Raw genomic sequence first — 13,546 nt, forward strand, 5'->3', positions numbered from 1 at the left:
GCGCTATGGTTTATCCCAGATAATGAGGTGAAAGACATGAACGTCCAGACTCCTGAAAGCGGCTATCACTACAACGTCATGCGACGCGCGATCGAGCTGATTGATCAGGGCGGTGAGCCCCTCAGCCTGGATGAGTTGGCCCGCCAAATGGACATGAGCCCGGCGCATTTCCAACGCCTGTTCTCGCGCTGGACCGGCGTGTCACCGAAACGGTACCAGCAGTACCTGACTTTGGGTCACGCTAAGGCGCTGTTGCGCGAACGGTTCACGACGCTGGAGACCGCCCACAATGTGGGCCTGTCCGGCTCTGGCCGCCTGCACGATTTGTTCCTGAAATGGGAATCCATGAGCCCCGGCGAATACGCCCGCAAAGGGTCAGGGCTGACGATCTATTGGGGTTGGTTCGAAAGCCCCTTTGGCCCCGCGCTGGTGATGGGTACCGACAAAGGCATTTGCGGCATGGCCTTCGGCGCCGAGACCGGTGAAGAAGACGCGATGGAGGATATGCTGTCGCGCTGGCCGCAGGCGGACTTTGTCGAGGACCCGATGCGCCTGCGCCCGTGGGTGCTGAGCGCGTTTGGATCGGTCAGCGACCGCTTGGAGCCGACGCCCCTATACCTGATCGGCTCACCCCTGCAGATCAAGGTGTGGGAGGCACTGATGCATATACCCTCGGGCCAGGTCACCACTTATTCCGAGATCGCGCAGCGGGTAGGGTCCCCGCAAGCGGTGCGTGCGGTTGGCACGGCTGTGGGGCGCAACCCGGTCAGCTGGCTGATCCCCTGCCACCGGGCGCTGCGGAAATCTGGCGGTTTGGGCGGCTACCATTGGGGCCTGCCGGTCAAACGCGCCATGCTGGCCTATGAGGCTGCACAGGCGGAAGCCTGAAAACAGAGCGAGGCACCGTAAGGTGCCTCACAATTGGATTAATCAAACTTGATTACTCGGTAGCCCAGCCACCGACGGATTTGACTTCCAGAAAGTCCTCCAAGCCCCAAACGCCGCCTTCGCGCCCATTGCCGGATTGCTTCATCCCACCAAACGGTGATCCGGCACTGCGTGACTGGCCATTCATTTCAACCATGCCCGACCGCAGCACCCGCGCCATACGATTGGCGCGCGCGGGGTCTTGTGTCTGGACATAGTTGGTCAGACCATAAGGCGTGTCATTGGCGATCTCGATGGCCTCTTCTTCGGTGTCGAAGGGCATCATGGTCAGGACCGGGCCAAAGATTTCTTCACGCGCGATAGTCATCTGATTATTGGCGTCGGCAAAGACGGTGGGGCGGACGTAGTAGCCCTTGTTCAAACCCTCGGGCCGTCCGGTGCCGCCAGCAACCAGACGCGCGCCCTCATCAATGCCCTGTTGGATCAGGTCCTGAATCTTGGTCCATTGCACCTCGTTCACCACAGGGCCGATATGGCGACCTTCCTCAAGCGCGGGACCAACGGTGACTTTGTTGGCTACCTCTGCCGCAATCTCCACCGCCTGATCATAGATCGGGCGCTGGACCAGCATGCGGCTGGGCGCGTTGCAGCTTTGGCCGGTGTTGTTCATCATGTGCAGCACACCCCGTTTGACCGCCTTTTCATCGGCATCGGCAAAGATTACGTTCGCGCCTTTGCCGCCCAGTTCCAGATGCACTTTCTTCAGCGTTTCGGCTGCAGCCTTGGAAATCGCGGTTCCGGCACGGGTCGATCCGGTAAAGCTGACCATATCCACATCTGGGTGTGCCGAAAGTTGCGAGCCGACGCCCATCCCATCGCCGTTCACCAGGTTGAACACGCCGGGCGGGAATCCTGCAGCGTCCATCATCTCGGCAAAGATCATCGCGTTCAGCGGGCTTTGCTCGGACGGTTTCAGCACCATTGTGCAACCCGCAATTGCCGCCGCGCCGACCTTGAGCGTGATCTGGTTCATCGGCCAGTTCCACGGTGTGATCAGGGCCGCAACGCCGACGGCCTCGTGAATGATGCGGTCATTGGGGGCATGATCGCCCAACGGGCGTTCGAACGGGAAATCCTTTGCGGCGCGGATGAAGTTCTTGAGGTGATAGATGCCCGCACCCGCTTGCGAACTGCGTGACATATCCAGCGGCGCGCCCATCTCAAGCGACATAGCCTGCGCCAGATCTTCCGAGCGGGTTTGATAGACCTCGACAAGTTTTTCCACCAGCGCGATCCGTTCCGCAACCGGAGTGGCCATCCAGCTCGGCAGAGCCGCCTTGGCCGCAGCGACGGCGGCATCCGTATCGGCCTGCGCGCCCAACGAGATCACCGCGCAGGGTTCCTCGGACGAGGGGTTGATCACGTGAAAGTCATTGGCCGCCGAGGGGGCGACCCACTGACCGGTGATATAGAAATCGCGTTTTTCGATCATGGCGCATCCTCCTGTGCCAACAGCCCGAAGCCGGGAATCGCGGCCACTCTGTCACCGGGGCAAGGGCACGGCAAGGAAAAATTTGATCAAATTATTTGACGCCCTTATGTGGTTTAACAATCGCGCAAAGTGTTTAGGTTTACGGCAACCGACTCGGGTTTTTCACAATAAAGGAGATTCGCCATGGGTTTGCGCATCAATGATACGGTTCCGAACTTCACTGCAGAGACGGATCAGGGCACCATTCAGTTCCATGATTGGATCGGTGACAGCTGGGCGATCCTGTTTTCGCACCCCAAAGATTTTACTCCTGTTTGCACCACCGAGTTTTCGGCTGTGGCGCAGCTGAATGACGAATGGGCGGCCCGCAATACCAAGGTTCTGGGCGTGTCGGTCGACGGGGTGGAGGATCACAAGAAGTGGAAAAAAGACATCGAGGCTTACGGCAACGCAAACCCCGGCTTTCCGATCATCGCCGATGACGGGCTGGCGGTGTCCAAGGCGTTCGACATGCTGCCAGCCGAGGCGTATCTGCCCGACGGTCGCACGCCTGCAGACAGCGCCACGGTGCGCTCGGTCTTTATTATCGGGCCGGACAAGCAACTGAAGCTTTCGATGACCTATCCGATGACCGTAGGCCGGAACTTTGCCGAGATTCTGCGCGCGCTCGACGGATTGCAGATGTCGGCCAAGGGCGTTGCGACGCCTGCCAACTGGGTGCCGGGTGAAGACGTGATCATCCCGCCTGCCGTGTCCAACGATGAAGCGAAAGAAAAGTTCGGCGAGTTCGAAACGATCTTTCCCTATCTGCGCAAGACCAAGGCGCCGTCGTAAGACGGGGCCGGGTTTGGGGGGCTGTTTGCCCCCTCGCGCCTAACGGCTACTTCCCTCTAAGGTATCTTCAGCCAGATGAAGTACGCGGGCGCTGCGGGTGCAGGTGCAGCTTTGCCCGATAAGCTGCGCGTTTGAATTCGCGGGTCAGTTTATCCGACAGTGGCGGTTTGGTTTGGATGGTCGACCCACCGATTTCGCGCGCCACCTCTTGATTGCCACTGCCCAGCAGGGCGTGGATGGGTTGGCCGGTCAGCCAGTGCATTTGCATGAAGGTATCTACCGGGCGGTCAATCTGTTCGGTGGCGGCAAGCAATCGTTTGGCCGCGTGTCGACCCACCATCTGACAGACGCATTGCAACCCGATCACCTTGGGCAGGATCAGCCGAAGCCCGTTCTGTTCGGCCAGAGTCTGAACCGGGACCTCGCGCTGCTTTACCGGAATGCGGATATAATGGTCGGGTGTGGCTATCGGGGCCAGAACCTTGAGCGTCTCGGCCATGCGGGCGGGGTCGATACGCAGGTCATCTTCGGTGATGATGGCCAGATCAATTTCTTCATCGACCAGCTTGCGCCAGATGCGGCGATGGCTTTCGAACACGCCGATTTCAGCCGGACGGAGGGGAAAGGGGTAATGCGGGCGGTGCAGATTGCCGGGATGAAGTTGAACACCGGCGATCTGTTCAGGATCACGGCCATTCACGGCCTCGAACAGTTCGGCATTTGGCAGATCGGCGCACAGCTTGTCGGCATTGGGTCGCCGGGCGGTGCTAGAGGACATATGGATGATAAAAGATCGCATGATCCCGTGCATAGAACACGGGACCATGCGGGGGAAGAGGAACCGGATAGAAACTCTGCCCCCGTGCGCACTCAGAACCCGTAGCGCAGGCCGACATTGACGCTGAACGTGTCGATATCGTCTTCGACAGAGCCGGTGGAGGCTCCGTTGGGTGCCACGCGGTTGGTTGAGACGTCGAAGGCGCGAGAATAGCGGGTATCGAGGGTTAATGCAGTGGTTTCGTTGACCTCATAAGCCACGCCGGCGATGACTTGGGCTGCAAAGTTCGTCTCACTGTCGTCCAGCCGCACGCCCGGCCCGTAAGAGATGTCGATATCGGAATAGGTTACGCCAAGACCCAGACCCACATAGGGTGTGAAAGCGCTGTTTTGCTTGATGTCGAACAGCACATTGCCAAACAGCGAGGTCTGCGTGATATCGCCCGATGTATTCCCCTCGTTCCCCGGCCCGTTGCCCGAGAAATTGACGCCGTCCACGTCGTTGTCGCGGTAGGACAATTCCAGCTCGACCCGGGTGCCGATGCGGTCATTAGACCATTGTGGAATTTCCTTGCCAACGGCGATACCCAGCCCATAGCCCGCGTCAAAATCGGTGTCCACGGATTGTGGCGATCCGTTGACCGTGCCGCCGAAGTCGCTGTCTTGCAATTGGCTGTAGCCTGCGAAGCCCTGAATATAAAGGCCATCAGTCAGGCTTTGGGCAGCCAGTGCCGACGCGCTGACCGTCAGGGCCGCCGAGGCGAGAATGAGACGAGAAACCATAACCATGTCCTTTGTTCCGAATTGGGTACAAGGCACATGTGGGCAATTGAGACGCGAAAAGAAGGCGCGGGAGCTTCACGTTGAGTCACAGGTTATTTGCACGGAGTGAGTGAATAAATCCGCCTTGAATTTCAGATTTGATCTTTTCTGGGCTTGGGCGCTTTGGGCTCGTTCATCAGCGGAGCGGTCAAAAGCTCTTCGACAAAGAAACTGAGCAGTTGAAGCCGCCCCGTGACATCTGCCTTACGATAAATCGCTGCGCTTTGTGCCTTGATCGTCCCTTCTTTGGTCTGCCTGAGTTCAGCGATTTCTGCGATGGACAGCCCTTTGATGGACAGCAGCGCGACATCACGTTCAGCGTCGCTGAGTTGCCATTCGCTGAACTGGTTGTCGATGATTTGGGCAAAGGCACCCTGCGCCACACCAAGCTGACGCTGCATTTCGCGCACGCGTCGATTTTGCGTGCGTATCAGGGTAATGGTTGCGGCCAGTCCCCCCATCAGCGCCAGCGACAGAACCAGTTCAAACCCGTGCAGATGGCGGAACCCGGCACTTTCGCCTCCGGTCCAATCCAGGATCGCGTCGGTCAAGAAAAAGGCGGCGCAGAGGGCCTGCACCACCAGAAGAAGCCAGAGTAAAGACGTCTGTGAGAGCTTCATGGCGCTCCTTTGATTTCGCGCGGTCAGTCGTCGTCTTTTTCGATTTCGATGGCGGTCACCTCGCCATTCGTCTCGGTCAGGACCAGTTCAGTTTCCACGCCATCCTTGCTGAGTTCAACCTCGATCTCACCATCTTCGAACTCGATCTCCTCGATCTGGTATCCCTGCGCCTCTAGGGTCGCCCGGATTTCGGCCTCGCTGGTTCCCAGTTTGTCGCCAAGCCCTACGTTGGCCAGAGCCAGGGCCGGGGCAGTTACGATCAGGCCGGTCAGTGTCAGCATCTTGAAGGTTTCCATATCGCATCTCCTTTTGTGCATTGCGTCGATGCGATCGAACTGGGGATGGCCCCCGGCTGCTGCGATTGGATTTTGGTTGAAACTGGCGGGTTTAAACCAAGGTTTACGCCGCAATTTCAACGAAACAGGGGCATTTAGGCCTTACGGTTCTGAACGCAACCAATTTGTGGTAGGGTGTTGTCGGGGGAATAATCTACAGGCATGCGACCAACGACGTCGGGATTTTCAGACTGTGCATAACAGGAGAAGACGATGGGTTTTACTGATTGGTACATTGAAGGCGATGCTTTTGGGAACTGCAACTGCGGGTATGCATGCCCTTGCCAGTTCGAAGAATTGCCAACCCATGGCCATTGCCGCGGGTTTGAAGTGTTGGAAGTTTCAAAGGGGCATTTTGGCGACACGGATCTAAGTGGTACGAAGGCTGCTCTTATCTATGCCTGGCCGGGTCCCATTTTCGAGGGCGGCGGTGAGATGCAGGTGATCATCGATCCAAGTGCCTCGGACGCCCAACGCGCCGCATTGGAAAAGGTCTTTCACGGCGAAGAGACCGAGGAAATGGCGACCCACTGGCATGTTTTCCGTACGATGTGCGACAACGTTCATGAGACTCTGTATGTGCCGATTGATTTTGAGATGGACATGGACGGGCGTACGGCCCAGGTCACCATCGGGGATGTGCTGAAATCTACCGGCGAACCGATTCAGGCACCGCATGGCGGTGGCCCGCATCGCGTACGGATCGATATCCCCGGCGGTATCGAATTCACCCTGGCCGAGATCGGCAGCGCGTCGACCAAGGCAGACGCGGCGATCAAACTGGACCTGAACGACAGCTACGGCCAATGGCATATCATGAAGCACGGGCCGTCAGGGGTGGCGCACTGATTGTTGAGCAGCGCCGCATTTGTCCAAAACCCGAATTGCGGCGCAGTTCCCACTACATATCGAGTGTTCGAGCGCCTTTGAATGTCTCGAACCCGTTGGTTGTCTCGGTCAGTTCTGCCTCGTAATGGGCAATCATTGACATTGCGATGGGCTCGATCTGCTCGTGCCAGACTGGCCCTTCGTAGAAGTCATTCTTTATCCGCTCTCTTGCTTCCAGAGAGGGGAAAGCGCGCATCCAGTGTACTTTGTTGGCATCCTCCAGATCGCGGAGTGGCCCAAAAACAAGCATGCCTGCATCGCGCAGAGCAGAGCGGTTATGCTTTTCAAAAAACGCAATAAATTCCTCCCGGAGGCCGGGTTTCAGCGTGTAATGACGAATTTCTAGGATCATTGCATTGCCTCACAGAAGAACTCATTAACTGTCGCCATGGTTCGAGGACGTTTCAAGGGCAGCCCAAACAAAAAAAGACCCCGGCTGAAACCGGGGTCTTTCCTGTTCGAAATAGAAAGGCAGATTACTCTGCGCTTTCCTCTTTCTTCTCTTTCTTCTCAGGAACGATCTCTTCACCGGTTTCCTGATCGACCACTTTCATCGACAGGCGCACCTTGCCGCGATCGTCAAAGCCCAGCAGCTTGACTTTCACTTCCTGACCTTCCTTCAGAACATCTGACGGATGGTTCAGGCGGCGATTTTCGATCTGGGACACGTGGACCAGACCGTCGCGCTTGCCAAAGAAGTTCACAAAGGCACCAAAGTCGACGATCTTGACCACTTTACCGGTATAGATCTGGCCCTCTTCGGGTTCTGCGACGATCGAGTGGATCATCTCATAGGCCTTCTTGATCGATTCACCGTCGGGCGAGGCGATCTTGATCACGCCGTCGTCGTTGATGTCGACCTTAGCACCCGACACTTCGACGATTTCGCGGATGACCTTACCGCCCGAACCGATCACTTCACGGATCTTGTCGGTCGGGATGTTCATGGTTTCGATGCGCGGGGCATGGACCGAGAATTCGTTGGTCTCGGACAGGGCTTTGCCCATCTCGCCCAGGATGTGCATCCGGCCGTCCTTGGCTTGCGCCAGGGCTTTTTCCATGATCTCGGGTGTGATGCCCGCAACCTTGATGTCCATCTGCAGCGAGGTGATGCCGTTTTCGGTACCCGCAACTTTGAAGTCCATGTCGCCCAGGTGGTCTTCGTCACCCAGAATGTCCGACAGGATGGCGTATTCGCCGTCATCTTCCAGGATCAGACCCATGGCCACACCGGCAACCGGTGCTTTCAGCGGAACGCCCGCATCCATCATCGACAGCGAGCCGCCGCAGACCGACGCCATCGAGCTGGAGCCGTTGGATTCGGTGATCTCCGACACGATGCGGATCGTGTAGGGGAAGTCGGTCGCCGCAGGCAGAACCGCCTGCAAAGCGCGCCATGCCAGCTTGCCGTGGCCGATCTCACGACGGCCCGGGCCACCCACGCGGCCAACTTCACCTACCGAATACGGAGGGAAGTTGTAGTGCAGCAGGAAGTTCGATTTAAAGTTGCCGTGCAGCGCGTCGATGAACTGTTCGTCGTCGCCGGTGCCCAGCGTGGTCACGGCCAGCGCCTGTGTCTCACCACGGGTGAACAGGGCGGAACCGTGCGTACGCGGCAGCATCGAGGTTTCTGCAACGATCGAACGGATATCGGTGGTCGAACGACCGTCGATCCGCTTGCCGCCTTTGACGACGTCGCCGCGCAGAATACCTGCTTCCAGCTTTTTCATTGCCGAACCGAGGTTGCCGTCTTCCAACTGCTCTTCGGTCAACGCTTCCTTGATCGCTTCACGGGCAGCGGCAACAGCGGCGGTGCGCTCCTGCTTGTCGGTGATCGCGAAGGCGGCGCGCATCTGCTCTTCACCGGCGGCCTTAACGGCAGCTGACAGTTCGGAGTAGTCCGGCGCCTGGAAATCGAACGGCTCTTTCGCGGCCTCTTCAGCCAGCGAGATGATCAGGTCGATGACCGGCTGGATCTGCTCATGCGCAAAGTTAACCGCGCCCAGCATTTCCGCTTCGGACAGCTCGTAGGCTTCCGACTCCACCATCATCACGGCGTCTTTGGTGCCGGCAACAACCAGGTCAAGACGCTGTTCAGGGTTCAGGCGCAGGTCCTGCATGTCGTCGACGGTCGGGTTCAGAACGTATTCGCCATCCTCGAAACCAACACGGGCACCGGCGATCGGGCCACGGAACGGCGCACCGGAAATGGTCAGCGCAGCCGACGCAGCGATCATCGCGACGATGTCGGGGTCGTTGACGAGATCGTGGCTGAGGACGGTACACATCACCAGAACTTCGTTTTTGAAGCCGTCAACAAACAGCGGGCGGATCGGACGGTCGATCAGACGCGCGGTCAGCGTCTCTTTCTCGGTCGGGCGCGCCTCGCGCTTGAAGAAGCCACCCGGAACCTTACCAGCGGCATAGTATTTTTCCTGATAATGCACGGTCAGCGGGAAAAAGTCCTGACCGGGTTTTTGTGCCCGCGCAAAGGTCACGTTTGCCATGACGCTGGTCTCGCCCAGCGTGGCAATCACGCTGCCGTCCGCCTGACGGGCAACTTTGCCGGTTTCCAGTGTCAGCGTCTCTTCGCCCCACTGCATAGATTTCTTTGTTACATCAAACATATGCGTATCCTAGATGGGAGCGCTCCCGGCCCTCCGGGTCTCCCGTTTGCATGGCGGCCCCATTGCCGCCGACCCCATTTTTACTTTCGTCTGAGTGCCAGGGTCAGGGCACAACGTCTCAGATATCGCGCGCATACATGAGATTGCGTCCAAAGGAAAGCGAAACCGAACCGGGTTGGCGGTCTGCCGCCCTGCTGAATTCGTGATGATGCCGGCATGGACCTGGGGTGGTACGGGCCGCTAAGGTACGGGGGCGTTTCGGGTTTCGGGCGGAGAATGCAGATGACGGCCTGGCTAAAGATTATACCGCTGGCATTGCTGGGTTTCATCGGCCCGGTTTCGGCCGCGCCAGGTGCTGCGTTGGATTGGGCCGCGCTGCCGGACCCGTCGGTCCAGACCTATGACGACCCGTTTCGCGCGCTTACCCCCGAGCAATTTGATGATCTGTTATTCGCGGTCCGCCTGCGCGGCAGGTTGCAGCAAGACGTCGGCAGCGCGGAAGACCGCCAGAAATGGCAAACACTTCTGATGGAAACCGAAGATGCCCTTGCCGCCGACCAGATTGACGTCGACTGGCTGCTGTCCCAGCGCGAATACGTGTCCGAGCGCCGAAATAGGGCCAACACAAGCGGCAATCCGGGTCTTGACGGTCAGACGGTGACCCTGATGGGTTATGCCATTCCTGCGCCATCGGATGAAGATGGCCAATCGGTGGCTTATCTGGTGCCTAAGCCCGGCATGTGCAGTCACCTGCCACCACCCGCGCCGAACCAGATGATCCGGGTGAAATTGCGCAACGGCTGGACACCGGCCTATACGCATGAACCGGTGCGCCTGACCGGGAAACTAGTCATTGATCCTACGGATCAAGTGATGAACGTTGTTGACGGGTTGGTGTCGATGCGCGCCACGTTCCGGTTGGATGCCGATCTAGTCGAGACGCTGGAAAACAAAGAAGGTCAATCCACCTGGACGCCAACCCTCAAGGACCGGTTGCGCGCGGCGGGCAGTCGTAAAACCCGTGGGGCGCCGTTACAGGATTAATTGCCCGATTTTTTCGTTTTTGGCAGTAAAACCCCTAAAATTGCGTGGATTTTGCGAAATTTTGATGATCGTGTAAGCTCTTACCAGAAGACTCGCGGTCGACATGACGGGAAACGCGCCAAGGGAAAACCAGAAAACTTGCCGTCCACCGACCGAAGACCTTGGCGTTTGCACGCAGCAAACTGAGGGAAAGTCGAATGGCACAAACCAAGAAAATGCTGGATCCGGATCCACGGATCTACGATTTCGAGACCGAATATGAGCTTGGACAGGATAACGTCCGGCCCTTCGGTCTGGATATCCACAACCCGGTCTTTCTGATCTCAAGTATCCTGATCTTTGCCTTTGTTCTGATCGCCTTAGCCAACCAAGAGGCCGCAGCGACGTTCTTTGGCTGGCTCCGGCCCTGGCTGACAAGCACGTTTGACTGGTTCCTGGTCCTGTCCGTGGATGCGATCACGCTGTTCTGCCTGGTGCTGATCATCCTGCCCGTGGGCAAGGTTCGGATTGGCGGCAAAGACGCCAAGCCCGATTATTCCTATGCAGGCTGGATCGCGATGATGTTCGCCGCCGGCATCGGCATCGGTCTGCTGTTCTTTGGAGTGATGGAGCCGGTCTATTACAACTTTGCCGAGGACGGTAATGCCGTGCCACTAGGCATTGATATCGCAGTGCCGGGCAACGAATATGCCGGTATCGTCGGCACCATCCACCACTGGGGCCTTGAAGGTTGGGCGGTGTACGCCGCGGTTGGCCTTAGCCTTGCAATCTTCAGTTACAATTTGGGCCTACCGTTGACCCTTCGGTCTGCGTTCTACCCGATCCTGGGTGAGCGAGTCTGGGGCTGGTGGGGCCATTTCATCGATACGTTGGCCGTCTTTGCCACCCTTTTCGGCCTGACCACATCATTGGGTCTGGGCGCGCAGCAGGTTGCGGCGGGGCTGTACGAAGTGTTCGGCATCGAATCCAGCCCGACCGTCGTTGTCCTGCTTATTATTGGCATCACCATGATTGCACTGGGCTCGGTCCTGATGGGTATGGATGCAGGCGTCAAACGGCTGAGTGAGATCAACATGATCATGGCCGTAGGGCTGTTCATTTTCGTCATTGTTGTCACCGGAATTGGCACAGCCATCTCACGGTATTTCAACGTGATGACGGATTATGTGCTGCACCTGCCAGCGCTGTCCAACCCATTCGGACGTGAGGATACCAGCTACTTCCATGGCTGGACCACCTTCTACTGGGCGTGGTGGATCGCATGGTCACCGTTTGTGGGCATGTTTATTGCCCGTATCTCGAAGGGCCGCACGGTACGTGAATTCGTCATCTGCGCCCTGCTTGCGCCGACAGCGGTTTGCGCCCTGTGGATGTCGACATTTGGCGGTGCAGCCATCGATATGCTGAATGCGGGCGGAGCGGAAGGTGTTCGCGCCACGGTGATCGACAGTTATGCCCCCGAAGGCGCGCTGTTCGGCTTCCTGAAAGAGCTGCCGCTGTATAGCATCGTGGCCCCAATTGCGCTGGTCCTGATCGTGGTGTTCTTTGTGACCTCGTCGGACTCGGGTTCGCTGGTGATCGACACGATCACGGCGGGCGGCAAGATGGACGCCCCCGTCATCCAGCGCGTGTTCTGGTGTACGCTCGAAGGTCTGGTCGCCATCGCATTGCTGCTGGGCGGTGGCCTTGCCGCCTTGCAAGGCGCAGCGGTGTCGACAGGTATCCCCTTCACGCTGGTGGTTCTGATCATGTGCTATTGCCTATGGCTGGCACTGAAATCAGAGAAGGCGAAGATGTGAGGTAATCCCTGACACAACGGAAGCGCTCGCCATCAGGCGGGCGTTTTTTTGTTGCGCCTTAGGTCGGTTCTCGGCCTAAAATCTGAAAGCTTTGTTTTGCTATCAAATAGAAGAATTCTAAGCGGGGAATTCGCCGAACAGAGGTTTTTGATTGCTCTGATGCCGCTGGACAAGCTTTCGCATTTGTTTGCCCTTTTGGGGAATATAGCGTGCCGACAGCGCCTGAACCTGCGGGTCGCCGCATCCGGGAAACAAATCCATTATCTCTTGCCGGGCCTCTTCCGAGACTGATTTTATGGCTTCTGGCCCTGTAAAAAGGCTTTCCGTTGGTGTGCCGTTGGACCAGATGATTTCATGCGTATCGAACAGAAGATGGAAATACACCACCCCGTCTGATGTGTTTTCCAGTGTCTCAACGCCGTCAAGCGGAAGAAGCTTGTTCGCCGGGATCAAGATATCCTTACAATCAAACATGCGCAGAGCGACCGTTGAGGAAACAAGAACACGATGCTGTGGTGAGACGACAAGATCCTGCTTGGGGTATCCTGCCCCCAAGGCACCGGCGCGGATCAGAATCGGTTTAAGTCTCGGCTGGGCCTCCAGTTCAGCGTTGCTGAGACAGCGTGACCCGATCCATCGGATAGGTTTATGGCCATGATCATAGGTCAGAACCTGATCTGACACTTGCAGGTCCTCGACCCGCCTTGGACCCTGAAGCGTTTCAATAAGGGTTCCGGACGCAAAGCATAGCACGTCCACAAACTCGCCGCTTGCGTTTGTTGGGCCCGTTTGTGACTGGTTGATGTCAATTTCGTTTTGCCCGCTATCATTCCAAGCCGCAGCAATTGCATCGGTGTTTACGGTCAATCCATTGAACAGCGCCAGCGGTTCCAGCGGCCCATTGTTCACCTTCACACCAAACAGCGCGATGGTTCCGTCCGGATTTACCTCTAACCGGACGACGGGTTCCCCATTCGTGTTTCCCAGCTGCCAAACGGCAGGTGTGTCGATCTCATACCTGTCACCGTCAGCAAACTGAACCGTTTGGCCCGCGGTTCCAGGTATCTGAAATTGAAGCTCATTTGGGGCTCCGGCAGGCCCGCCGACAAACAGATCGACGTCATTGATCTGAAGACTGAAACTGTTGTCCAGACTATCGAAGTCAATAACGAATCCGCCACCAGGGGACGTATCTGTAAAGTCGGTGGAGCCACCACCACTGATGCTGAAGTCTGTCATTTAATTTCTTCGGTCCCAAATCTTACGCGGACACAAAATCCATGTGCGGGGGTTCAATCAAGGCCGCAATGAGGTCATTTCGCGGCATCGGGAAAGTGTGTTCCGACGCTAAGGTTGGCGAAGTGTAAGGAAAAACTGTATCCGTTTCAGCACGTTCGCGATTCATGCGCTTTACCATCAC

The 13,546-nt window shown here is 57.4% G+C and carries 13 protein-coding genes; 5 read left to right on the top strand and 8 right to left on the bottom strand.

All coding sequences use genetic code 11. From position 1 onward, the window contains the following. Positions 1–36 precede the first annotated feature (36 nt). Complete coding sequence (locus ACR0AJ_RS12905; protein ID WP_480741024.1) at positions 37–888, top strand: methylated-DNA--[protein]-cysteine S-methyltransferase; 852 nt, start codon at positions 37–39, stop codon at positions 886–888. A gap of 52 nt (positions 889–940) precedes the next feature. Here the strand turns inward: ACR0AJ_RS12905 and ACR0AJ_RS12910 are convergent, their stop codons facing one another. Next, the gene (locus ACR0AJ_RS12910) at positions 941–2,380 is read right to left on the bottom strand and encodes an aldehyde dehydrogenase family protein (protein WP_480741026.1); all 1,440 of its coding nucleotides are present in this window, start codon (positions 2,378–2,380) and stop codon (positions 941–943) included. A gap of 183 nt (positions 2,381–2,563) precedes the next feature. Between ACR0AJ_RS12910 and ACR0AJ_RS12915 the strand changes: the two genes are divergently transcribed. Then, positions 2,564–3,214 (top strand): peroxiredoxin, encoded by a 651-nt coding sequence (locus tag ACR0AJ_RS12915; protein WP_170360748.1) that lies wholly within the window; start codon positions 2,564–2,566, stop codon positions 3,212–3,214. Positions 3,215–3,281: 67 nt separating this feature from the next. Here ACR0AJ_RS12915 and ACR0AJ_RS12920 read toward each other — a convergent pair whose 3' ends face one another. The 4 genes from ACR0AJ_RS12920 to ACR0AJ_RS12935 form a co-directional block, all read right to left on the bottom strand. Beyond that, positions 3,282–4,013, bottom strand: a complete 732-nt coding sequence (locus ACR0AJ_RS12920; protein ID WP_170360746.1) for a glycosyltransferase family 25 protein — start codon at positions 4,011–4,013, stop codon at positions 3,282–3,284. 71 nt (positions 4,014–4,084) lie between these two features. Further along, positions 4,085–4,774, bottom strand: a complete 690-nt coding sequence (locus tag ACR0AJ_RS12925) for an outer membrane protein (RefSeq protein ID WP_480741027.1) — start codon at positions 4,772–4,774, stop codon at positions 4,085–4,087. Between the two features lie 131 nt (positions 4,775–4,905). After that, entirely contained in the window at positions 4,906–5,433 is a 528-nt protein-coding gene (locus ACR0AJ_RS12930) for a helix-turn-helix transcriptional regulator (protein WP_170360743.1), read from the bottom strand. 23 nt (positions 5,434–5,456) lie between these two features. Then, a complete protein-coding gene (locus ACR0AJ_RS12935; RefSeq protein ID WP_170360740.1) occupies positions 5,457–5,729 on the bottom strand; it encodes a PepSY domain-containing protein in 273 nt (90 codons plus the stop codon). Between the two features lie 252 nt (positions 5,730–5,981). On the opposite strand from ACR0AJ_RS12935, the gene ACR0AJ_RS12940 reads away from it, so the two are divergent. Beyond that, a complete protein-coding gene (locus tag ACR0AJ_RS12940; RefSeq protein WP_170349795.1) occupies positions 5,982–6,617 on the top strand; it encodes a DUF1326 domain-containing protein in 636 nt (211 codons plus the stop codon). Between the two features lie 52 nt (positions 6,618–6,669). On the opposite strand, the gene ACR0AJ_RS12945 is transcribed toward ACR0AJ_RS12940, so the two are convergent. Continuing rightward, positions 6,670–7,008: an NIPSNAP family protein gene (locus tag ACR0AJ_RS12945; protein ID WP_170360736.1), complete on the bottom strand. Its 339-nt coding sequence runs from the start codon at positions 7,006–7,008 to the stop codon at positions 6,670–6,672. Between the two features lie 124 nt (positions 7,009–7,132). After that, on the bottom strand, positions 7,133–9,283 hold the full coding sequence (pnp, locus tag ACR0AJ_RS12950) for a polyribonucleotide nucleotidyltransferase (RefSeq protein WP_170396549.1): 2,151 nt from the start codon (positions 9,281–9,283) through the stop codon (positions 7,133–7,135). Positions 9,284–9,565: 282 nt separating this feature from the next. On the opposite strand from pnp, the gene ACR0AJ_RS12955 reads away from it, so the two are divergent. Together ACR0AJ_RS12955 and ACR0AJ_RS12960 are read left to right on the top strand one after the other, a co-directional pair. Continuing rightward, a complete protein-coding gene (locus tag ACR0AJ_RS12955; protein WP_480741029.1) occupies positions 9,566–10,327 on the top strand; it encodes a DUF3299 domain-containing protein in 762 nt (253 codons plus the stop codon). 197 nt (positions 10,328–10,524) lie between these two features. After that, positions 10,525–12,126, top strand: coding sequence for a BCCT family transporter (locus ACR0AJ_RS12960; RefSeq protein ID WP_170349799.1), 1,602 nt, complete (start codon positions 10,525–10,527; stop codon positions 12,124–12,126). Between the two features lie 117 nt (positions 12,127–12,243). Here the strand turns inward: ACR0AJ_RS12960 and ACR0AJ_RS12965 are convergent, their stop codons facing one another. Continuing rightward, complete coding sequence (locus ACR0AJ_RS12965) at positions 12,244–13,365, bottom strand: Hint domain-containing protein (protein WP_170349800.1); 1,122 nt, start codon at positions 13,363–13,365, stop codon at positions 12,244–12,246. Positions 13,366–13,546: the final 181 nt, after the last annotated feature.

The organism is Ruegeria sp. CJ9 (assembly GCF_056536625.1).